The organism is Actinokineospora sp. NPDC004072 (assembly GCF_053604195.1).
Window position 1 is genome coordinate 129,644 of record NZ_JBSGHB010000005.1, and the last position, 21,327, is coordinate 150,970.

A 21,327-nucleotide genomic window follows, 5' to 3' on the forward strand; every position below is an offset into this window, starting at 1 on the left:
CCGGGTCTTTGATCGGTCCGCGCATCGACCACCGGCCCCGGGCCGCCTGCGGTGCCGCGGCTCTGGAACTGTCGGGTGCTGCGGCGATAATGCTCCCTTCGAGTGGGGCCGGGACGGCCAATGCAGGCGGCCGCATGTCGACAAGTGGAGGAACCGGATGAGGGGCGCGCTGTTCGGCCTGTTCGCGGGCACGGTGCTGGCCGCCAACCTGGCTGTCTCGTGGTGGGGGCTCATCCCCGTCGGATTCGGCTTGGCCGCTCCGGCCGGGACGTTCGCCGCGGGGCTGGCGCTGATCGTGCGCGACGAACTGCAGGCCCGCGCGGGCTGGCAGTGGGCCTTGGCGGCCGTCGTGACGGGTGGAGTGCTGTCCGCCGTCCTCGCAGGCCCCCAACTGGCGGTTGCGTCGGCGGTGGCCTTCACGGTGTCCGAGTTGGTCGATATGGCCGTGTACTCCCATTTGGGCGGACTGCGGGGACGCCTCCTGTCGAACGCGATCGGTGCTCCCATCGACACGGTGGTGTTCCTCTGGTTGAGCGGTCTGGGCGTGGCCGGGCCCGCAGTCGGTGGCCAGGTCTTGGTCAAGGTGCTCTACCTGGCGCCGTTCGCCGTGCTCGCCTGGTGGCTGTCGACCCGGCGCAGCGGGACTCTGCCCGCATTGGTGACAACTCGGTCGTGACCTCCGAGCTTTGCGCGAGTGGGAAGTAGCGGGACTCAATCTGCAATGCCCGTTCTGCCTCGGTAGTCACGCCTGCGCGACCTGACCCGCTGGAGTGCGGACCCCTCCGGCGATCGTCGTGGTGGACGCGCCCACGATGGTGTGAAGGTCGGGGTTGGGGGTGGGCGCGGATGACGATGGGGTGGCAACGTCATCGGCGGATGGAGGTCCGGATTTGTCCGAGCGTGGTGCGCCGCCCATACGGTTGACGACCTCAGCCGGGCTGGTGCTGATGCAGCCCACGACGCTGTGCAATTTGGACTGCTCCTACTGCTACCTGCCCGATCGCGCCGCGGCGAAGCGGATGTCGGTGGCGGTGGCCGATTCGGTGGCCGCCAGCGTGCTGTCGTGGTCGCGGTACCACCCGGTGACGGTGCTCTGGCACGGCGGGGAGCCGCTGGCCACCGGGATCCCGCACTTCCGCACCCTGCTGGGCCGGTTCCGGTCCGGTGAGCACCCGGTGACCCACGCCGTACAGACCAACGCCACGCTGATCGACGACCGGTGGTGCGAGCTGTTCGCGTCCTGGCCGGTCGGGGTCACCGTCAGCATCGACGGGGTGGGGGAGGCCAACGCCGCCCGGGTCGACTGGAACGGGCAGGCCACCACCGACCGGACGCTGCGGGGCGTGGCGCGGCTGCGCGAGCACGGCATCCCGTTCGGCCTGATCGCGGTCGTCGAGGACGCCACGCCCGCGGCGGCGCGGCAGCTCTACCGGTTCGCGTGCGAGCTGGGGTGCGAGCGGCTCGGGGTCAACCTGGCCGAGCAGAAGGGCGTCAACGAGGCGCCCGGGCAGCGGTCGAGCCCGCGGGTGACCGCGTTCTGGCGGGAGCTGACCGCCTGCTGGCAGGCCGACCCCCGCATCCGGGTCCGCGAGCTCGACCAGGTCTACAGCTACCTGCGGGCCGAGCTGGCGGGCATCGCCGACGAGCGCGCCGCCCGGCCGCTGCCGTCGTGGCCGATGGTGACCTGGGACGGCGACGTCGTGCCGATCGGCCCCGAGCTGGCCGGGTTCTCCGACCCCCGCCACGGCTCCTTCGCCACCGGCAACGTCCTGCGCACGCAGCTGACCGAGCTGGTCGCCCAGGCGCCGCGGGTGCCGTGGGTCGCCGAGGTCCTGGCGGGCGCGGGCGCGTGCCGGGACACCTGCGCGTACTACGCCTACTGCCGCGGCGGCCAAGCGGCGAACAAGTATTTCGAGACCGGCAGGTTCGACAGCACCGAGACCACCCACTGCCGGACCGGGAAGATCGACCTGATGGAAGGAATCCTCAGCCATGCCGAACACCGTTGACGCCCTGCGCCAGCGCATCCACGCCAACGCCGACCGCATCGCGGCACCCGCGGCTCGGGTGCCGGAGTGCCAGGACACCGCCGGCATCGCGGGCGCGGGCCTGAGCGGCATCATCACCACCCTCCTCGGCAGCCTCAGCGACCGCACCATCAAGCGCGACGTGGTCGAGGTGGCCTGGAGCCGGTAACCGTCCGCACCGCGCCTGCGCGCGTGGCCGAACTGATGGAAGGAGTCCCAGCCATGCCGAACTCGGTCAACGCCTTGCGCCAGCGCATCCGCGCCAACGCCGAGCACCTGGCGGGGCCCGCCGGGCGGGTCCCGGAGTGCCAGGACACCGCCAGCCTCATCGGACCGGCGATCGCCACCATCGGGCGGCTCGTCGAGAGCCTCAGCGACCGCGCCGTCAAGCGCGACGTGGTCGAGGTGGCCTGGACCCGGTGATCGACCTCAGGGAAGGAATCCTCAGCCATGCCGAACACCGTTGACGCCCTGCGCCAGCGCATCCACGCCAACGCCGACCACCTGGCGGGGCCCGCCGCGCGGGTCCGGGAGTGCCAGGACACCTCCAGCCTCGCCGACATCCTGGGCATGGCCGTCCAGACCATCGTGAGCGCCCTCAGCGACCGCACCATCAAGCGCGACGCGGTTGAGGTGGTCTGGACCCGGTGACCATCGACGCAACAGCCGACGACGAGGTGGTCGAGCCCGCACCCGTCAACGGCCACGAGATCCTCGACAAGGTCGTCGAGCTGCCGATCAGCACGTGGCGCTACCAGTGGGAGCCCGAGGGCACCCGCCACCTGGGCCCGATGGCCCAGGACTGGCAGCAGGTCTTCGGCCTGAGCGCGGACGGCCGCACGATCCCCCTGGTCGACGCCATCGGCGTCCTCCTCACCGCCGTCCAGGCGCTCGCGCGGCGAGTCGCCGAGCTCGAACAGCGGCCGTAGCCCGGCCACCCCGCGGTGCCGATCCTCCCGAGGGAGGGTCGGCACCGCGCTTTTCTCCGTCGCACCGCGTGCGCTTTCCCGCACGAATAGGTGGCACCACCTAGCGAATCCTCGATTGTTCCTGGCAGGACCACGCCCGATGCTGAGTCGCGTGTGACTGCCAGTGATCAACCCTGCCCGGCGGTCACGCCTCCGGGCGTCGCCCGGTGGAAAGAAACGGAGAACTGTCCATGCGATCTCATCGCACCACGGTGACGGGCGCGGCGGTCGCCGCGCTGCTCGCCGCGGCCGGGCTGGCCACGCCCGCGTCGGCGGCCGAGGGCGTCATCCTGCGCGCCGACCAGCCGGACTCGGTCCCGGGCGCCTACCTGGTGATGTTCAAGGACTCGGCGGTGTCCGCGGCGAGCACGGCGTCGAAGGCGGGTGAGCTGGCCAGGAAGTTCGCAGGCCGCATCACCTACACCTACCCGGCGCTCAACGGCTTCGCGGTCGACCTCAGCGCGGCCCAGGCCAGGAAGCTGGCCGCCGACCCGGCGGTGGCCTACGTCGAGCAGGACCGCCGCGTGCGCGCCCTCGACACGCAGAGCAACCCGACCTGGGGCCTGGACCGGATCGACCAGCAGAGCCTGCCGCTGGACCGCTCGTACACCTACCCGGGCTCGGCGGGCCAGGGCGTCAACGTCTACGTCATCGACACCGGCATCCTCACCACGCACAACGAGTTCGGCGGCCGCGCCAAGCACGCCTACGACGCGATCGACGGCGACACCAACGCCACCGACTGCAACGGCCACGGCACCCACGTGGCGGGCACCATCGCGGGCTCGACCTACGGCGTGGCGAAGAAGGCCACCGTGCACGCCGTGCGCGTGCTCAAGTGCGACGGCTGGAGCCAGGGCAACTCGGTCGCCGCGGGCATGGACTGGGTGGCGCGCAACGCGGTGCTGCCCGCCGTCGTCAACATGAGCCTCGGCGGCGGCGCGTCCAGCACCAACGACGACGCCGCCCGGCGCCTGCTGTCCCGCGGCATCACCACCGTGGTCGCCGCGGGCAACGAGGGCCAGGACGCCTGCAACGTCTCCCCGGCCCGCGTCGCCGACGCGCTGACCGTGGCCGCGTCCAACAGCAGCGACAGCCGCTCGATCTTCGCCAACGGCTCGTCGAACTTCGGCACCTGCGTCGACCTGTTCGCCCCCGGCAGCAGCATCACCTCGGCCTGGTACACCGGCAACAGCGCCACCAACTCCATCAGCGGCACCTCGATGGCCACCCCGCACGTCGCGGGCGCGGCCGCGCTCTACCTCGGCGTCCCCGGCAACTCCGGCAAGACCCCGGCCGAGGTCAACCGCGCCCTGCTCGACAACACCGTCGCAGGCAAGATCAGCGACCTGCGCGGCTCGCCCAACAAGCTGCTCCAGACCCGCTTCCTCAACGGCGGCGGCCCCGACCCCGACCCGGAGCCGGAGCCCGGCAACTGCTCCGAGGAGACCTTCACCGGCTCCCTGCGCGCAGGCGCCTCCGCCTACCAGCCCAACAACACCTACTACCAGTCCACCACCTCGGGCGTGCACCGCGGCTGCCTGACCGGCCCCGCGGGCGCCGACTTCGACCTCTACCTCCAGAAGTGGAACGGCGCAGGCTGGACCACCGTCGCCTCCGGCGCCACCCCGCAGGCGAATGAGGAAGTCGAGTACAACGGCACCCCCGGCTACTACACCTGGCGCATCCACGCCTACAGCGGCTCCGGCAACTACACCCTGAAGACCGACAAGCCGTAAGCACTACAGCAACCCCCTCGCGGACAACGCCGTCTGCGAGGGGGTTGTTGCTGTCAGCGCCAGCGGTCGGGTGGGATGCGGCCTATGCCGGGGATGAAGCGGCCTGCGTGGGCGGTGTAGTGCTCGTAGGTGGGGCCGTGGGTGCGGTGGAGGTGGGGCTCCTCGACGAGGCGGACCTGCAGTTGCACGGCGACGATCAGGGCGATGAGGCCGACGAAGGCCAACAGGTTGGGGGCCATGAGGGCCAGGCCCAGGTAGGCCAGGGCCATCGCGCTGAAGATGGGGTTGCGGATGGTGGCGAAGAGGCCGCGGGTGATCAGGGTGGTGGTTTCCGCGGGGTCGACGCCGATGCGCCAGGAGTCGCCCATCGCGGACTGGGAGAGGACCACGGTGGCGATGCCCGCGAGGGCCAGCACCAGGCCCGCGACGTGCAGGGCGGTCGTGTCGAGGGCGGTGATCGGGTCGAGCAGGCCGAGCGCCTGCGTCGAGGGGGCGGCGAGGCCGAGGACGACGGCCGCGGCGAACAGCGCGCCTGCGAGCCGCTCGCGGGCGCCGCCGCGGACGCCGTGGAAGCCGATCGAGCCGGTTCGCCGCCAGTGCTGGTAGCTGCGCAGGCCGAACGCGATGGCCATGAAGACCAGGTAGAGGACTACCGCGGTGGTTGCCATGTCCGGATCACCACTGCGTCTGGTGGCAGGCGCCGGGCGATTCGACTTGCAGGGTCGCGTGGTGCAGCCCGTACTCCTCGGCGAGCAGGTGCCGGGCGGCGGTCAGCACTGCGTCGGAGTCGGCGCCCGCGTCGAGGGTGACGTGCGCGGAGACGACCTCCATGCCCGAGGTCAGCGTCCACACGTGCAGGTCGTGGACCTCGTTGGCGCCGGGGAGGGCACGCAGGGCGGCGCTGATCTGCTCGACGTCGACGCCCGCGGGCGCGTGCTGGAACAGGATGCGCAGCGCGGTGCGGCCCAGGCTGTAGGCGCGGGGGAGGACGAACAGCCCGATCGCCACGCCGATGAGGGTGTCGGCGTAGCGCCAGCCGGTGGTCAGCGTGATGACGCCGCTGATCAGCACGCCGATCGACCCCACCAGGTCGGCGAGGACCTCCAGGTAGGCGCCGCGCACGTTGAGGCTCTCCTTGGCGCCCTGCATCAGCAGCACCAGCGCGATCGCGTTCATCGCCAGGCCCACCAGGGCGACGATCACCACGGGCAGGCCGGGCACCTCGGGCGGGGCGCCGAGGCGGCTGACGGCCTCGTAGAGCACCCACCCGGCGACCGCGAACAGCAGCACGGCGTTGACCAGCGCGGCGAAGACCTCCGCCCGGTACATCCCGAACGTGCGGTCGGCCCGGCTGCGGGCGCGCTTGGCCAGCAGGATCGCCCCCAGCGCCGCGGCCACCCCGAGCACGTCGGTGAGCACGTGGGCCGAGTCCGACAGCAGCGCCAGCGACGAGGTCGACAGCCCCACCACCAGCTGGGTCACGAAGGTGACCAGCCCCAGGCCGATCGCGATCGCCAGCCGCCGCACGTACTTGCCCGACGCGCTGCCCACCGGCGGCGGCGTCCCGTGGCCGTGCCCCTGCCCCATCGGACCCTCCCTGTCGGATGCATACATTCGCATGCGTTGATGAGTCTGCCACGGCCCGGAGGGGAAGCCAAGCCGGACCCGGCTGCCGCTGGCGGGCGAAGCGGGTGTGATACTCGGTCTACTAGAGACGTTAGTACTCAGGGGGTGCAACGGCATGGGCAGCGGAGCCGCGTCGGGCCCGTGGGTGCTGCTGGTGGTCCTGGTCGTCGTCATCGGCCTGGTCGCCCTGGTGCTCCTGGCCCAGCGCGCCGACCCCGACCGCGCGGAGCGCGCCGAGCAGCGCCGCAAGGCGCTGGCCGAACCGCTGCCCCGCACCTCGGCGGCCGTCCCCGACGACAAGACGCGCCCGCGCCTCGGCCGCCCCGACCAACGGCAGGACGACCGGTGAGCCCCCAGGTCGTCCTCTACCTCCCCGTCCTGGCCGTGTGGCTGACGCTGGTCGGCGCGTCGCTGAACAGGGCGGGCGCGGTCGTCATCGCCCCGCTGGCCGTGGGCGCCGCCGTCGGCGTGGCGGCGGTCCTGACCGTGAACTACTGGCTGCTCATCCCCGTGGTGCTCGCGTGGCTGGTCGGCGTCGTGCTGATGGTCGTGGCCGAGCGGAAGCGGGCGGGGTAGCCGGTCACCAGGGCAGCAGCGGGCAGGTCAGCGCGCCCGCGGCCAGGATGCCGATGCCGACGGCGCCCGGGAGGGCGATGGCGGCGGGCAGGGTCAGCGCCAGCTCCACGGCCCGCTGCACCCGGCCCGAGCGCGGCGGTCGCCGCAGGCGCTCGATGCGCCCACCCACGTCGTCGTCGGCGATCGACAGGGCGCCCGGCGGGGAGGCGGTGAGGCCGATGCGGGTGAGCGCGCCGCGGACGGCCGCCGCGCCGCAGGTCGCCGCCGCGGCGCGGTCGGCGGCCATCTCGACCAGCGTGCGGATCGCGGCTGGGAGCGCGCGCGTGAGCGGGAGGAACGGCAGCGCGGTGCCCAGCGCGTCGGCGAGGCCGACCAGCAGGTGGTGGCCGCCCCGGACGTGGGCGCGCTCGTGGGCGAGCACGGCGGCCACCTCCTCGGCGGACAGGTGGTCCCGCAGCCCGCTGCTGACCACCACGACGCCCGGCCTGCCCGCGACGCTGTAGGCGACGGGCTGGTGGACGTCCAGCCACACCACCGGCGAGGTCTGCGCGGCCGGGCCCACCACGACCCGCAGGAGGTCGAGCTGGCGGCGGCGCTCGGCCCGGGAGCGGGACCGCCGCCGCAGCGCCACGGCCCCGGTGCGCACCGCGGCCGCGGCCACCGCCAGCGCGCCGAGCACGCCGATCCCGTCCTCGACGGTGGGCAGGTCCCCGTGGCTGAGCGCGGTCCAGCAGCTGTGGATCCAGGCCAGCAGCTCGCGCGCGGGGCCGTGGTCGGGCAGCACGACCAGCACCACCCCGGCCGCGCCGGTGCCCAGCACCCCGGCGCAGCTGACCAGCCACCAGGCGATCGCCACGACCGGGTCGACCCGGCTGGTGGTGAGCTTGCGCAGGTGCGCGGGCAGCAGCCACGCGGTCACCGCGGCGCCCAGCAGCAGCGCGGCCGCGACGATCACGGCTCGCCCGGGGCCTGGTCGAGGGCCTTGCGCAGCATCTCCGACTCGCGCTGGGAGGCCGACTTGACGAAGTGCATCAGCACCGACTGCGGGTCGCCGCTGGCCTCCAGCAGCGAGCGCAGCGCCCGGGCGGCGGCCTCCTCGCGGCTGGTGGCGGGGGCGTACCGGTAGGCGCGCTGGTCCATCTCGCGGATCACCCAGCCCTTGCGGTGCAGGTTGTCCAGCACGGTCATCACCGTGGTGTAGGCCAGGTTCCGCGTGCTGTTCAGCGCGACGAGGACCTCGCGCACGGTGCGCGTGCCGGTCGCGCCCCACAGCACGTCCATCACCGCGGCTTCGAGTTCGCCCAATCCCTGCATCCCGCCTCCCGCGCGCCAGGATACGGCGCAGTCGATCCCCAGGTCAGGAGGCGCGAGAACCGGAAACCCGGTCTACTAGGCTGTATAGTAGCTCCGTCCGCCGCGCGATTCCCCCCCTCGGCGCGGCGGGTTCGCGCGTCGGACGGGCGGGCATGGGGTGGGACCTCTCCCCGCCCGTCCGACGCCACCTAGGGCCGGGTCGTGGTGAACACCGCGTCGACCCAGTAGTTCGAGCCGTCGCCCGAGCCGGTCGGGAACACCCCTCCGCCGCCGTACTGGAACACGCCGTTGGGCTGCTCGGCGGTGGCTGCCGGGGCGGTCAGCAGTCCGGCGGTGTGGTCGTCGCCGAAGAAGCCCCGGGTCAGGCCGTAGCGCCCGGCCGAGGTCCAGTAGGAGACCACGTAGGCCGTCCCCGCGGTCACCGGGACCGGCTCGGCGAAGCTCAGCGTGCGCCAGCCCGCGGCCGACTGGGCGGGGAACGCCCCGATGGCCAGGACCGCCCCCGACGGCGACCACAGCGTGCCGGTGTGCGTGCCCGGGTCGCCCGCGGTCTGGTAGAAGCGGACGCCGGTGATCCAGCCGTCCACGGCCGGGACGACGCGCACGCCGAGTTCGACGGGGGAGTCGACCGCGCTCGTCGCCGGGGTGTCGGTGGGCCGGAACAGGCTGCACGGGCAAGCCCCGCTGGCCGCCGTGGTGAACGACCAGGTGTGCGGAGCGGGCATGGGGTTGCCCATCGGGTCGCTGGCCCGCACCGATGCCGTCAGCGCCGCGCTGCCGGGCAGCGGCGTCGTGGACACGAACGTCGCGCTGCTGCCGTCCGGGGCCACCCGCACCGAGCCCGGCACGCTGCTCGCGCCCTGGCTGACGGTGAACTGGAGCTTCGCCGGATTGATCGCCTCGGAGAAGGTCACCGTGACGCCCGTGCCCGTGGGGACGTCGGTCGCGCCGTTGGCGGGGGAGGTGCTGGTGACCGCGGGCGGGGTCGTGTCCGCGCCTTCGGTGTCGACGATGACGTCGACCCAGTAGTTGTTGTGGTTGAAGGAGCTGGTCGGGAACCCGCCGCCGTAGACGTAGACGCCCTGGCCGCCTGCGGCCGGTGAGGAGGGCGCGGTGAGGATGCCGCGCCCGGCGCCCTTGTCGGCGAAGTAGCCGGGGTCGACCGAGTACCGGCCGTGGGGCGCGCGGTAGGACGCGACGTAGGTCTGGCCCGCGGAGAGCTGCACCGGCTTGTCGAAGGACAGCGTTTGCCAGCCGGACTCGGTCTCGTCGGTGAAGGTCCCCGTGGCCAGGCGCTGGCCGGTGCCGGTCCACAGGGTGCCGGTGTGCGTGCCCGTGTTGCCGGCGGACTTGTAGAACCGGACGCCGGTGGCCGTCGCGTTGGCCGAGACGGCGAATTTCACGCCCAGCTCGACGTCCCCGGTGTCGGCGGCCTCGACCACCGCGGGGGTGCGCTGCCCGAACAGCGTGCACGGACAGGGGGCCAGGCCGGTGCCGGTGGTGAAGGACCACTTCCTCGGGGCGGCCAGGGCGTTGCCGTAGCCGTCGGTCGCGGTGACCTCCACCGAGTGCTGGGTGTTGGGCGGCAGCAGGTCGGTGGCGGTGAACCGCGCGACCGGGCCGTCGGCGGTGACCGTGCCCGCGATGGGGTTGCCGCCCGCCTGCACGGTGAACCGGACGCTGCCGGGGTCGACGTCCTCGTTGAAGGTGGCCGTGATCGAGGAGTCGAGGTAAGCCGCGCCTGCGGCGGGCGACACCGACTGGACCGTCGGGCGGGTGTTGTCGGCGGTGTCGGTGGTGACGATGACGTCGACCCAGTAGTTGCCGCCGTTGAACGAGGTGTCGGGGAAGCCTTGCCCGTACTTGAAGACGCCGTTTCCGCCTGCGACGGAGCTGGACTTGGGTGCGGTCACCGGGACGATGCCTGCGCCTTTGTCGTTGAAGTAGCCCGCGTCGACCGAGTAGCGGCCTGCCGGTGCGTGGTAGGAGACGACGTACGGCGTGCCGGAGCGGATCTGCACCGGGCGGTCGAATGTGAGGGTCTGCCAGCCTGAGGCGGTCTCGTTGTGGAAGGTGCCGGTGGCCAGGCGTTGGCCGCCCGGCGACCACAGGGAGCCGGTGTGGGTGCCGGTGTTGGCGGCGGCTTTGTAGAAGCGCATGCCGGTGACGGTGGCGTTGACCGAGGTGGTGAACTTGGTGCCGACCTCGATCGAGGCGTTGTCACCGCTGTCGATGGTGGCTGGGGTGGCGTTGCCGAAGATGCTGCACGGGCACTGCTGCGGGCCGACGGTGACGTTGACCGTCAGGGTGTTGCCAATCGTGGCCAAGTCGTCGGAAGCGCGGACCTTCACACTGGCCGGGCCGAGCGTCGAGGGCGTCCACTGGTAGCTCCACGAATCCAAACCGTTGGCGCGCTTCCAGGTCGTGCCGCCGTCAACGGAGACTTCGACGCCCGCGACCTTCCCGCCGCCGACATCGGCAGCGGTGCCGGTGAGGTTCACGGTGGTGCCTGCGGGGATGGTCTGGCCGTTGCTCAGGCCGTTGATCGTGACGTTCGGGCCGGTGATGTCGGTGCTCTTGGTGGCTGCGACCAGGCCGGGCATCAGCGTGCGGGGTTGGGCGCCCATGTCGGCGAGCATGTTGACGGTCGCCTGCTGCATGGCCGGGCTGGTGGGCGCGGTCGGGGGAGCGCCGTAGGGGAAGGTGTGGTCGTCGTCGAGGCCCCATGCCCATTGGACGGTGGCGGTGTTGAATACCAGCGCTTTGCTTTCGGGGTCGCGGTAGAGGGTGATGTTGTGGTCGGCCGGGCCTGCGCCGTAGGTGTTGCCGTGGTCGAGCAGCAGCATGCCGAAGTCGACGTTCACGGTCGTGTGTGAGAGCCGGATGGAGCCTGCGGGTCGGAAGCCGTTGTCCGGGTCGGTGTCCCACTCGTAGCCGAGGGTGCCTGCGGGAAACCTTGTGGTTCCGGTGGCGGTGGCCACGGAAGTGTTGCGCCAGAGCCGGTTGCGGCCGTAGGACTTGGGGACCTCGATCGCGTCGGCCCGGTAGCCGTTGACCATGAACAACGCGCCGATCAGCGCGTTCTCCGGCTGCCCGCCGTCCGACGGGGGCGAGGACCGGGGGTCGCGCCAGGTGCCCGTCCACTCCGGGTGCGGGTCGATCTTCGCGCCGCCCGGGGCCTTGGTCTCCTTGTAGCAGGCCAAGGTGCGGTAGGGCGTGTTCGAGCCGTCGATCGAGTTCTCGAACCGCGTCTTCCAGAACATCGTGTTCCCGGTGGCCCAGAACAGGTTCACGCCCGCGTCGCGCGCGGCTTCGATCCCGTCGCGCTGCCGGGCGTTGTGGTACTCGTCGTGCCCGCTGGACATGAACACCTTGTGGTTGCGCAGCAGCCCGGGGTCGCGGGTCGCGTCCACGCCCGAGATGTAGGACACGTCGTACCCGTTGCGCTCCAGGAACCGCACCATCGGGTACTCGGCGTTGAGGAAGTTGGACGTGCCCGCGTTGCGGTACGGCCGGTTGTAGCTGACCTTGAACGCGCGGCCGTCCGGCGAGCCGGGGAAGCCGCCCTCGTAGAGGTTGAAGTCGTTGACGCCCGGCCGGTCGCCCCACTTGTTGTACGCCTGCCAGGTCTGGTCGGAGGTCTGCACGACGATGTCCGACCGGGAGGAGTCGTTGCGCACGACGAAGGGGAACTGGCTGGCGCCCGGTTGGTCGTTGCGGATGAAGTTGGCGACGTAGAAGCCCGACACCGCCGTCGGCGGCACGAACCAGCTCGCCGACACACCCCAGTTCCCGCAGTCGACCAGGCCGGTGGAGCCGTCGTAGGCGCACTGCGGCTGGGACTGCGGCAGCGGCGCCGTGGGCGACAGCGTGGCCTGCAACCGGCCGCCGTTGCCCTGGTACCACCCCAGGCGCACGATGTCGACCTCGTAGTCGGTGCTCGGCGTCTTGATCTTGAAGTCCAGCCGCTCGCCCGGCTGCACGCTCGCCGCCGTCGCAAAGCCCTCGATGTCGCCGTACGGGGACTCGATGAACCAGTCGTCCCTGGGCGTGCCCGGCTTGGAGTTCTCGCAGACGACCGGGTTGGTGGGCGCGTCGCAGGGGCCCGCCGACGCGGGCAGGGCCACCAGGACCGGCAGGCCCACGGCCACCATGAGCCCGGCGAGCACGATCCGGGGCCCGCCGACCGCCCCGCGCGACAAGGCCAGCCTGCGGCCCATCCCAGCCTCCACCGATCACCGCGGCGGGGCCCGGCCCGCCGCTCCAGCTCCGCGCGGCCACCGCAGCCGCGGGCAAGTCACCTACTAATCGTGATAGCAGGAGACTCGTTACGCCTCGAACGGGAATCATCCAATGCGGCGACGATCGTACTAACCGTCATAGTTGGACTGCCCGAACATCTGACCGACACGGGCAGCTCGTACCATGACCCCCGTGATGGGCGCGCGCCGCCGACCCGCCGCACGGGGACTCCTCGCGCGGCTCGTCGGCGTGGTCGCCGTCCTCGCCGTGCTGGGCCTCACCGTGGGCATGCACTGCCCCAGCGCCGACCACGGGGCTGGCTCGGCTGGGTGCCACGCGACGGCCCAGGCCGACCACGCGATGCCGTGCCAGGTCGATGCCGAGCCGGTGGCGGGCGGCATCCCCGACCCGTCCGGCCTGGGCGCCGCGCTCGCCGCCTGCCTGGTCGTCCTCGCCGCCGTCCTGGCCTTCGCGGTGGACCTGGCCCCGCTCGGGCGGCTCATCAGCGCCCGGGCGCGCCCCCCGGGCCGACCGCGGAATCCGAGCGCGGTCCACCCGAGCGAGCCCGATCTCGCGTTGCTCTGCGTGCTGCGCATCTAGGAGAGGTCTGCCCGCAGCGCGCGGGCGCAGCCACGCACCGGCCGACCACGGCCGCGAAGACCTCGAATCCCCTGGAGCAACCCATGAATCTCGGTGCTGTCCTGGTCACCGGTCTGCTGGCCGGTGGCGTCTCCTGCGCCGCCGTCCAAGGCGGCCTGCTCACCGGCCTCATCGCCCGCCAGCGGGCGGGCGGCCCGGACCCGGAGGCGCCCTGGCACCGGCGCCTCGGCGACGACCTCGCCCCGGTCGGCGGCTTCCTCGCGGGCAAGCTGGTCTCCCACGCGCTGCTGGGCGCGCTGCTCGGCGCGGTCGGCAGCGCCGTTGAGCTGTCGGTCGGGCTGCGCACCGCGCTGCAGCTCGGCGCCGGGCTGCTGATCATCGTCTTCGGCCTGGCCCAGCTCGGCGTGCCCGGCTTCCGCAGGATCGTCGTCGAACCGCCCGCGTCCTGGCAGAGGGTCGTGCGCGAGCGCAGCCGCTCGCGGGCCGCGCTGGCCCCGGCCCTGCTCGGGCTGAGCACGGTCCTCATCCCGTGCGGGGTCACCCTCTCGGTGGAGGCCCTAGCGCTCGCGTCCGGGTCGGCGGTGCTGGGCGCGGCCACGATGGCGGTCTTCGTCATCGGCACCGGCCCCCTCTTCGCCCTGCTCGGCTACGCCGCCCGCAAGGCCGCGACCGCGTGGCGGGGCCGCCTGGCCGCCGTCACCGGCCTGGTGGTGGTCGCAATGGGCCTCTACACGCTCAACGGCGGCCTCGAACTCGCCGGCTCACCCCTGGCCGCGAGCCGGATCGCCGAGTCCTTCGGCGGCGGGGCCGCGGAGGCCGACAGCAGCACGGTCACCACCGCCGACGGCCGCCAGACCGTCGTCATCACCGCCAGCACGGGGAAGTACCGCCCGGAGAACGTCGAGGTCCGCGCAGGCGTGCCCACCACGCTGGTGGTCGAGTCGGTCGACGCCCAAGGCTGCGTGCGCTCGTTCGTCATCGGCGGCACGCAGGAGATCCTCCCGGTCAACGGCCGCACGACCATCGACTTGGGCGTCCTGTCGCCAGGGCGGGTCGACTACGCCTGCAGCATGGGCATGTACACCGGCACCATCACCGTCCGGGAGGCGACGGCCCCGTGATCACCACCCTCGTCCTGCGGGTCGACGGCCTGCGCTGCGGCAGCTGCGCCCTGCTCATCGACACCGCCGTCGAAGACCTCCCCGGCGTCCGCAGCGCCACCACCAAGGTGAAGCTCGGCCGCAGCACCATCGAGCTGGACACCGCGCAGACCAGCCCGAGCCGGGTGGTCGAGGTGATCGAGGAGCTGGGCTACACCGCAGCCCCCCTGCCCTGACGCGCCACCGCGGGTCACAAGCTGGTTGACCGGGTGCCCACGACGACGCGGGGTCCGCCCGCCGCAGGCCGTCGTGAGCGGTGGGGAAAGGCGGCTGCCGCGGCAGGCTGATCAGAGCCGGCTGACGAGGTCGGCGGGGTCGGTGTTGGCCCCGCACAGCACGACGACGACGCGCTCGCCCTGCTGCGGGCGGTAGGCGCCGGTCAGCAGGGCGGCGAGCGCGGTGGCGGCGGCGTGCTCGACGGCGATGCGGCGCTCGTCCCAGAGGGCTTGGCGGGCGTCGGCGATGGCCGAGTCGTCGACCAGCACCGAGCGCGCCCCGATGCGCTGCGCGGCCGCCAGCGCCATGCCCGACACCCGGCGCGCGCCCAGGGAGTCCGCGGCGATCGAGCGGACCTCGACGTCGACCGGGCGGCCCTGCTCCAGCGCGGCGTTGAGCGCCCGGCAGTGCTCGGGCTCCACCGCCACCACCCGCAGGCCGCGGTGCTCGGCCACCGCGGCGACCCCGGCGAACAGGCCGCCCCCGCCGACGGCCACCACGACCGTCGTCCCGCCCGGGCCCAGCCGGGGCGAGCCCGCGATCTCCTCGGCCAGGGTGCCCGCGCCCGCGGCGATGAGCGGGTGGTCGTAGGCGTGCGAGGCGAGCGCGCCCGTGCGGTCGGCGAACTCGTGCGCGGCCGCCATCGCCTGGGCGTACTCGGTGCCGACCTGGCGCACGTCCGCGCCGTAGGCCAGCAGCTTGGCGACCTTGACCGGGGGAGCGGTGCGCGGCACGAACACCGTCGCGGTGATCCCGTGCCGCCGGGCCGCCCAGGCGCACGCCAGCCCGGCGTTGCCGCCGGAGGCGATGACCACGCCCGCCGCAGGCATGTCCGCCAGGTGCGCCGCGGTGAAGTTGAGCGCGCCGCGCGCCTTGAACGAGCCCGTGTGCTGCATGTACTCCGCCGCCAGCCACAGCTCGGCCCCGCCGACGGGTTCCACCGGCAGCAGCTGCACCGGCCGGACGGCCCCTTCCACGCGGGCGGTGGCGGCGGCGACCTCCGCGTAGGGCAGCGCGGTCACGACCAGACCACCAACCGGCCGGTGGTGGTCAGCCCGAGGAAGAACGCGAAGGCCACGCGCCTGCCCTTGCAGGGGTTGACCGCGTGCAGGTGGACGGGGTTGAACAGCAGCGCGTCCCCGACCTGCGGGCGCAGCGAGACGTGCTGGCACCCCTCCACGGTGGTCGACCGGTAGCCGTAGGCGTCGCGGCGCGCGTCGTCCTCGGGCTGCCAGCGCCGCCGCCAGATGACGGTCTGCCCGCCGGACTCCGGCGCGGCCACCCACAGGTTGAACGCCAGCTGCGCCACCACGGCCTGGTCGAACCCGTGCGGCAGCTCCCGCACCACCTCGTCGCAGTGGATCAGCGCCCCGTCGTTGATCTCGCGCACGGTCCCGCCGAACACCTCGCGGCCGTCGATGGTCGCCGGGGTCACCGCGCTCCCCCAGGCGGTGCCGAGCTTGCCCAGCGCCACGGCCACGGGGTCCGGCCGCAGCCGCGCCCGCTCCCAGGCCAGCTTGGCCGCCGTCGCCGCAGGCCAGTACCGCCCGGCGTCCAGCCCCCCGTCCGCTGTGCGGAAGTCGTTGAGCGCAGGCCCGAACCGCACCACCCGATTCGGCACCCGCGCCGGGTCGTACTCGCCGACCGGCAGCCCACCCAGCGCCCCCATCACCTCGACGCAGGTCTGCTGGTCGAGGAACCCCGGCACCCGCACCGCCGCCGCCGTCCCCGCCACCAACGAGGCGATGTGCTGCTCGCTGAACCCACCCGCCTCCACGGCGGTGAACAGGGGATCCCGATAGGTCCGCACCACGCCCACCTCCCGCGCCGAGCCGACCAACCCCGGATGCCACCCCCCACCCCCACTACACCCCCCGATCGGGTGATGGCGGTGCTCGGCCCTCATCCTCAGCGTGAACTGGTTGCCCCCGGTGATCAGGGCGTTCGGGTGTCGAGCATGCCTGGACCGAACACCTCGTAGCGGATGCGGTCGGCGGCCAGGCCGCGGCGCAGCAGGCCCGCGCGGAGGTCGCGCATGAAGGGGAGGGGGCCGCAGAGGTAGGCGGTGGCGCCGGGCGGCAGGGGGAGGAGCGCGGGGTCCATGCGGCCCGGGTGGGAGCCGGCGTCGCGGCCGGACTCGTACCAGGTCAGGTGGGTGGCGTCGGTCAGGCCCGCGAGGGCGTGGCGGCAGTCGGCGCGCAGGGCGTGGTGGTCGGGGGTGCGGTCCGCGTGGGCGGCGATGACGGGCCGGGTCGGCTGGTGGCGGGCGATGTGGTCGAGCATGGCCGCCATCGGGGTGATGCCGATGCCCGCGCTCACCAGCAGCACCGGGGACGTGCCGGGCGCCAGCGCGGTATCGCCCGCGGGCGGGCCGACCAGCAGCCGGTCGTCCTCGGCGAGGTGGTTGTGCAGGTGGCTGGACACCGCGCCGTCCGGGTTCCCCCGGACCCGGCGCACCGTGATCCGCAGCGACCCGCGGCCCGGCCCCTGCGACAGCGAGTACTGCCGCGGCTGCCGCCGCCCGTCCGGCAGGTCCACCAGCACCGAGACGTACTGCCCGGGCGCGAACTCGGGGATCGCGTCATCGCCGTCGGGCACGAGCGTGAAGGACACGGCGTCCACCGCCTCGTCGACCCGCTTGGCCACCCGCCAGGGCCGCCACACCCCCTCCGCCCCGACCCCGGCGACCTCGTACAGCCGCGCCTCAGCCGCGATCAACCGGCAGGCCAGCAGCCAGTAGACCTCGTCCCACGCGGCGGCGACAGCAGGCGTCACCGCGTCACCGAGCACCGCCCCCACCGAAGCCAGCAGATGCCGCCCGACGATCGGGTACTGCTCCGCCCGAATCCCCAACGAGACGTGCTTGTGCGCGATCCGCTCGGCGATGCCGTCGAAGCCGCCCCCACCCACCAGGTCCTCGGCGAAGGCGATCACCGCCGACGCCAGCGCCACCCGCTGCCTGCCATCGGCCTGGTTCCCCTGGTTGAACAGGTCGAGCAACTCCGGATGCGCCTCGAACATCGACGGGTAGAAGTGCCCGGTGATCGCCACAGCATGGGCGCGGACAACGGGCAAGGTGGCGCGGACAACCGCCGCGGAAGCTGCCGACAGCAACTGGATCTCCTTCTGCGATGGGCTTTCCCCACTCTGCGATCACCTGCCCACCCGAGAAAGGGAATCAACGACCGTAAGATCAGGACCTAGGTCCCCTCCGCCAAGCGAGCTGATCCGTGCGCCGGTCCATGCTGATCACCGCGGTCCTTGCGACCGGCGCGCTCACGATCTCGGGATGCACCGTCCCGTCCGCCCCCGACTGACCAGAGCCCTGCCACACCCAGTCCCGCAGACATGCCCCTCGACCGTCCGAGCCGCGACGGGCGGGAATGTCGAGCTGCGCCAGGCGAATGCCCTGGGCTACTTCTCCTGGTCCGGCGAGTACGACGGCAAAGCCGTCATGACGGCGTTGGACCGGGACGGGCGGCACTGCGCGTTGGCGATTGATCCGGACACGCTCGATGAGCGCCTGCTGCACTGCCTACCTCCGGACAAGCACCTCCTGCAGGTCAACACCAGCCGTGACGGGGTCTCCATGCTGGTGGCCGACGGCGGCGAACAGGCCACCTACGACGACTGCAAGTCCCGCTGGTGGATCGACCGCACCGGGGTGCGCCAACTGAACCCCACGGCGGGCTGCACCATCTGGGAGGGAATCGTCATCGACGGCTGGGAGATCACCGCCGTGCTCGACCCCACCCAACTCCCGGCCCACGACTACTCCCGCGCAACCGCCACGAAGGGCGATCACCGCGTCGACCTCGGCCCGGTCATGTCCAGCACCCTCGTCGCCTGCGGCCAGCACGTCTACTGGCTCACCGCCAGCTACGACTCCCGCAACCCCTGGCAGGAAGTCCGCCGCTGGCGCCCCGGAGCCGACCACACCGAAACCATCCACCACGCCGCGGACGAGCACGGCCGCCGCCCACCAGCCTGCACCCAAGGCGTCTTCAGCACCTCCCACGGCGCCTACCCCACCGGCACCCGCACCGCCCAGCACACCCGCTACCTCGACAACCCCTGACGCCCCAAGCTCTCCGCGGTTCAGCACCCGTCGTCATCCAGCACCGTTCTGACCGGCTGGCGAAGGTTCATGACCCCCGCGCCTGCGCCGCCGAATCCCACCGCAGGCAGTGGCGGCGGGCGCGCAAGTTCTGGCCAGCTTCGCCCGGCTCCCCTGAGCCGGGCGGGGAGGCGATGACCGCCTCCCCGCCCGCCCGTCAGACCCAGGGCGCGACCGGGTACCACGCGATCAGGTCGAGGAACTTCAGCAGGCGGACGTCCCAGTACAGGACCAGGAACACCCCGGCGCTGACCAGCGACACCGTGGTGATCTTCGCCGTCCTGCTGGGCTCGGCGGACAGCCACCGCTGCATCCGGGCACCGAAGAAGTACGTCAACGCCAGGAAGAGGATGGCGAGCACGACGATGTTGCCGATGGACTGGAGGCTGAACGCCGCGGCCCCGTAGAGCGGGTTGCCGCTCTCGGCCGCGTCGCGGAACATCTGCCGGAACAGCGGGAACGGCCTGCCGACGAGGAAGGCGCCGATCATCGCGCCCATGACGACCATCGGCGCGTTCGGCCACCGCCGCGTCAGCCCGGCGAGCGGGTCCCGGACGACCCCCGCCGCCGCGAGCCCCAGCCACAGCATGGCCAGCCCGAGGATGCCGTAGACCACCATCGACTGCACCAGGTACCCGGGGATCGTCCCCGGCACCCTGGTGGTGGCGAACTGCGGCATGCTGGTCCCGACCAGGCCGACGATCACCCCGTAGACCACCGACACGGTGAGCATCCCGGCCGCGAGCCAGCCCAGCGGCGGCAGCGCCCGCCGGACCCGCTCCCCGCGGCTGGCGTTGTCCCCGAGCAGCGGGGCCACCGCCCCGAACGCGGCGATGTTGCACGCGGTGAACGTCCCCGCCAACCCGGACACGAACGCGAACACCGTCCCGGCCAGCACCCCGGCGATCGGCGTCGCCTTCGCGTCATGGCCCAACATCGTGTTGGCGACGGTGTCGCCGATAACGCTGTCGACGAACTCCGCCGACCACACGACGGTCAGCAGGAATCCGATCAACGCCCCGAGCGCGATCACCTTCCCCTTCTTGCGCGGGAAATGCCCGGACACGAATCCGGCGGTCCGCCCGGGGGCGTCCCCGCCGCCGCGAAGCGGTGGCCCAACAGCCTGGTTCTGAGTCATACCCTGATCCCTACCGCCCCGGCGCCACCGCACACAATCGGCTAATTGCGCAGGTTAGGGCGAGTCCGGGGCCAAACGGCCGCCGCCGGTGACCCGGATGCCGGAGCCCGCGAGCCCCCGCGCCGCCCGGTGTCCGCTGTGGATCACCGGCGCGGAGGGCACTAATGGGGAATTGACACCTCTCGGGCGCCTGCGATTGTCTGGCAGGGTCGGCTGCGGCCGGAACACAATGGACGCGCGGGCGGCGGTGCCCGACGGTGGTCGCCCGCGCACTTCGACCGCCCGCGCCGGTCGGTAACCCCGTCTATTCCCGGGGGAATTTCCGCATTTCATTCGGCAATGGAGGAAGAATGCCCTACGAGAACTACTACGCGCCGCAGACCTTCATCGGCGGCCAGGGTGGCGACTGGTTCGACTACGGCTTCTACCCGCCGCTGGACGGCAGGATCGTGCAGAAGATCGGCGTCTGGGCGGGGGAGTGGCAGATCAAGGCCATGCAGGTGTGGCGATCGGGGTCCACCGGCTCCGACAGCAGGCTCTTCGGCAACCCCAGCGGCCCCTACCGCGAGTTCGAGTTCGAGCCCGGCGAGCGCATCGTCCGGATGTCGCTGTGGGGCAACGGGGAGGGCACGCGGCTGGGCTGGATCTACTTCAAGACCAACCGGGGCCGGGAGTTCGACTTCGGCATGACGTCGTGGGGCCGCAAGCAGGAGTACCCGGTCGACGTCGGCTCCGGGATCTGCGTCGGCGTCTACGGCCGGGCCGGGTCCGACATCGACGCGGGCTGCTTCGTCTTCCTGCTCCCGGTCAGCTCCGCGGTCCTGTCCGACGTGCAGTACCCGAACCTGGCGTTCGACACCCTCGGCATCGCGCCGAAGACCCTGGATTCCTTCTCCGACTACAACTCCACCTCCCAGCCCCGCAACTGGCACTTCGACGGCGAGCGCCAGGTGGAGACCTCCCAGAGCTGGTCGGTCAGCGTGGGCGTGGAGATCTACCAGGAGATCAGCGTCTCCGCGGGCATCCCCGAAGTCGCCAAGGTGGACGGCAAGTTCGGCTGGAAGGTGTCGGCGACGGCCACCCACGAGAGCAAGAACACCGAGACCAAGAAGCTCTCCTGGGGCGAGTCCGGCACCCTCCTGCCGGGCCAGTCCATCTACCTCCAGGCCCTGACCCGCGTCGGCAGGCTGCCCGCCCTGGACTACACCGGCCAGATGGAGATCCGCCTGCAGAACGGCGAGCGCTTCTCCTACCCGGTCAGGGGCAGCTACGCGGGCGTCGACTGCACCGCGGTCGAGGTCACCGACTCCAAGACCGGCCAGATCCTCTCCGAGGGCGACCTGACCAAGCTCCCCACCCTGACCGTCGACCTCACCTACACCGACCGCCAGAAGACCGAACACCCGGACGAGGTCCAAGACCCCAGCACCGTCCCACCCCCCAGGTCCGAGGAGGTCCCCCTAGGCGACCACAACGCGGTCGAAGTCCCCGCAGGCAGCTAACCGGCTCCGGCCCTTCCCCGCGCGGTTAACCCGGGGCGCAGGCGGGAGCAAACCTCAGCGGGGAGGGCCGGCGCGCAGCACGGCGGCACGATCACGAGGCTC

Annotated in this window: 23 protein-coding genes; 14 read left to right on the forward strand and 9 right to left on the reverse strand. The window is 72.3% G+C overall.

What is annotated here, in order from left to right; all coding sequences use genetic code 11:
- Positions 1-157: 157 nt before the first annotated feature.
- From ACWEPX_RS09490 to ACWEPX_RS09520, 7 genes are all read left to right on the forward strand, one after another.
- Entirely contained in the window at positions 158-676 is a 519-nt protein-coding gene (locus ACWEPX_RS09490) for a VUT family protein (RefSeq protein WP_451896648.1), read from the forward strand.
- Between the two features lie 244 nt (positions 677-920).
- The gene (gene amcB, locus ACWEPX_RS09495) at positions 921-2,009 is read left to right on the forward strand and encodes a cyclophane-forming radical SAM peptide maturase AmcB (protein ID WP_451896649.1); all 1,089 of its coding nucleotides are present in this window, start codon (positions 921-923) and stop codon (positions 2,007-2,009) included.
- The gene (locus tag ACWEPX_RS09500) at positions 1,993-2,196 is read left to right on the forward strand and encodes a hypothetical protein (RefSeq protein WP_451896650.1); all 204 of its coding nucleotides are present in this window, start codon (positions 1,993-1,995) and stop codon (positions 2,194-2,196) included. The genes amcB and ACWEPX_RS09500 overlap by 17 nt, the downstream gene beginning before the upstream one ends.
- Positions 2,197-2,249: 53 nt before the next feature.
- Positions 2,250-2,450, forward strand: a complete 201-nt coding sequence (locus ACWEPX_RS09505; RefSeq protein ID WP_451896651.1) for a hypothetical protein — start codon at positions 2,250-2,252, stop codon at positions 2,448-2,450.
- 27 nt (positions 2,451-2,477) lie between these two features.
- Positions 2,478-2,678 (forward strand): hypothetical protein, encoded by a 201-nt coding sequence (locus tag ACWEPX_RS09510; protein WP_451896652.1) that lies wholly within the window; start codon positions 2,478-2,480, stop codon positions 2,676-2,678.
- Positions 2,675-2,956, forward strand: a complete 282-nt coding sequence (locus tag ACWEPX_RS09515; RefSeq protein ID WP_451896653.1) for a tail fiber domain-containing protein — start codon at positions 2,675-2,677, stop codon at positions 2,954-2,956. The genes ACWEPX_RS09510 and ACWEPX_RS09515 overlap by 4 nt, the downstream gene beginning before the upstream one ends.
- A 230-nt stretch (positions 2,957-3,186) precedes the next feature.
- The gene (locus ACWEPX_RS09520; RefSeq protein ID WP_451896654.1) at positions 3,187-4,734 is read left to right on the forward strand and encodes a S8 family peptidase; all 1,548 of its coding nucleotides are present in this window, start codon (positions 3,187-3,189) and stop codon (positions 4,732-4,734) included.
- A 53-nt stretch (positions 4,735-4,787) separates the two neighbouring features.
- Here the strand turns inward: ACWEPX_RS09520 and ACWEPX_RS09525 are convergent, their stop codons facing one another.
- Together ACWEPX_RS09525 and ACWEPX_RS09530 are read right to left on the reverse strand one after the other, a co-directional pair.
- A complete protein-coding gene (locus tag ACWEPX_RS09525; RefSeq protein WP_451896655.1) occupies positions 4,788-5,402 on the reverse strand; it encodes a methyltransferase family protein in 615 nt (204 codons plus the stop codon).
- Positions 5,403-5,409: 7 nt separating this feature from the next.
- Entirely contained in the window at positions 5,410-6,321 is a 912-nt protein-coding gene (locus ACWEPX_RS09530; RefSeq protein ID WP_451896656.1) for a cation diffusion facilitator family transporter, read from the reverse strand.
- A 154-nt stretch (positions 6,322-6,475) separates the two neighbouring features.
- Between ACWEPX_RS09530 and ACWEPX_RS09535 the strand changes: the two genes are divergently transcribed.
- Positions 6,476-6,709, forward strand: a complete 234-nt coding sequence (locus ACWEPX_RS09535) for a hypothetical protein (RefSeq protein WP_451896657.1) — start codon at positions 6,476-6,478, stop codon at positions 6,707-6,709.
- Positions 6,706-6,936, forward strand: a complete 231-nt coding sequence (locus ACWEPX_RS09540) for a hypothetical protein (RefSeq protein WP_451896658.1) — start codon at positions 6,706-6,708, stop codon at positions 6,934-6,936. The genes ACWEPX_RS09535 and ACWEPX_RS09540 overlap by 4 nt, the downstream gene beginning before the upstream one ends.
- Before the next feature lie 4 nt (positions 6,937-6,940).
- On the opposite strand, the gene ACWEPX_RS09545 is transcribed toward ACWEPX_RS09540, so the two are convergent.
- The 3 genes from ACWEPX_RS09545 to ACWEPX_RS09555 form a co-directional block, all read right to left on the reverse strand.
- Positions 6,941-7,891 carry a M56 family metallopeptidase gene (locus ACWEPX_RS09545; protein ID WP_451896659.1) on the reverse strand — a complete coding sequence of 317 codons (951 nt, stop codon included), beginning with the start codon at positions 7,889-7,891 and terminating at the stop codon, positions 6,941-6,943.
- The gene (locus tag ACWEPX_RS09550) at positions 7,888-8,250 is read right to left on the reverse strand and encodes a BlaI/MecI/CopY family transcriptional regulator (protein WP_451896660.1); all 363 of its coding nucleotides are present in this window, start codon (positions 8,248-8,250) and stop codon (positions 7,888-7,890) included. Before ACWEPX_RS09550 ends, ACWEPX_RS09545 begins: the two co-directional genes overlap by 4 nt.
- Positions 8,251-8,438: 188 nt before the next feature.
- Entirely contained in the window at positions 8,439-12,470 is a 4,032-nt protein-coding gene (locus ACWEPX_RS09555; RefSeq protein WP_451896661.1) for a DUF4082 domain-containing protein, read from the reverse strand.
- Positions 12,471-12,675: 205 nt separating this feature from the next.
- Here ACWEPX_RS09555 and ACWEPX_RS09560 point away from each other — a divergent pair, with 205 nt between their 5' ends.
- From ACWEPX_RS09560 to ACWEPX_RS09570, 3 genes are all read left to right on the forward strand, one after another.
- Positions 12,676-13,092 (forward strand): hypothetical protein, encoded by a 417-nt coding sequence (locus ACWEPX_RS09560; RefSeq protein ID WP_451896662.1) that lies wholly within the window; start codon positions 12,676-12,678, stop codon positions 13,090-13,092.
- An 83-nt stretch (positions 13,093-13,175) separates the two neighbouring features.
- Positions 13,176-14,213 (forward strand): urease accessory protein UreH domain-containing protein, encoded by a 1,038-nt coding sequence (locus ACWEPX_RS09565; protein ID WP_451896663.1) that lies wholly within the window; start codon positions 13,176-13,178, stop codon positions 14,211-14,213.
- Positions 14,210-14,428, forward strand: coding sequence for a heavy-metal-associated domain-containing protein (locus ACWEPX_RS09570; protein ID WP_451896664.1), 219 nt, complete (start codon positions 14,210-14,212; stop codon positions 14,426-14,428). Before ACWEPX_RS09565 ends, ACWEPX_RS09570 begins: the two co-directional genes overlap by 4 nt.
- A 111-nt stretch (positions 14,429-14,539) precedes the next feature.
- Here the strand turns inward: ACWEPX_RS09570 and ACWEPX_RS09575 are convergent, their stop codons facing one another.
- The 3 genes from ACWEPX_RS09575 to ACWEPX_RS09585 form a co-directional block, all read right to left on the reverse strand.
- Positions 14,540-15,490, reverse strand: coding sequence for a serine/threonine dehydratase (locus ACWEPX_RS09575; protein WP_451896665.1), 951 nt, complete (start codon positions 15,488-15,490; stop codon positions 14,540-14,542).
- Positions 15,487-16,278, reverse strand: a complete 792-nt coding sequence (locus ACWEPX_RS09580) for a 2OG-Fe(II)-dependent halogenase WelO5 family protein (RefSeq protein WP_451896666.1) — start codon at positions 16,276-16,278, stop codon at positions 15,487-15,489. The genes ACWEPX_RS09575 and ACWEPX_RS09580 overlap by 4 nt, the downstream gene beginning before the upstream one ends.
- 125 nt (positions 16,279-16,403) lie before the next feature.
- Entirely contained in the window at positions 16,404-17,582 is a 1,179-nt protein-coding gene (locus ACWEPX_RS09585; RefSeq protein WP_451896667.1) for a globin domain-containing protein, read from the reverse strand.
- A gap of 175 nt (positions 17,583-17,757) precedes the next feature.
- On the opposite strand from ACWEPX_RS09585, the gene ACWEPX_RS09590 reads away from it, so the two are divergent.
- Positions 17,758-18,546 (forward strand): hypothetical protein, encoded by a 789-nt coding sequence (locus ACWEPX_RS09590; protein WP_451896668.1) that lies wholly within the window; start codon positions 17,758-17,760, stop codon positions 18,544-18,546.
- A gap of 196 nt (positions 18,547-18,742) precedes the next feature.
- Here the strand turns inward: ACWEPX_RS09590 and ACWEPX_RS09595 are convergent, their stop codons facing one another.
- Complete coding sequence (locus tag ACWEPX_RS09595) at positions 18,743-19,615, reverse strand: hypothetical protein (RefSeq protein WP_451896883.1); 873 nt, start codon at positions 19,613-19,615, stop codon at positions 18,743-18,745.
- Between the two features lie 458 nt (positions 19,616-20,073).
- On the opposite strand from ACWEPX_RS09595, the gene ACWEPX_RS09600 reads away from it, so the two are divergent.
- Positions 20,074-21,225, forward strand: coding sequence for a jacalin-like lectin (locus ACWEPX_RS09600; RefSeq protein WP_451896669.1), 1,152 nt, complete (start codon positions 20,074-20,076; stop codon positions 21,223-21,225).
- The last annotated feature ends 102 nt before the right edge of the window (positions 21,226-21,327 follow it).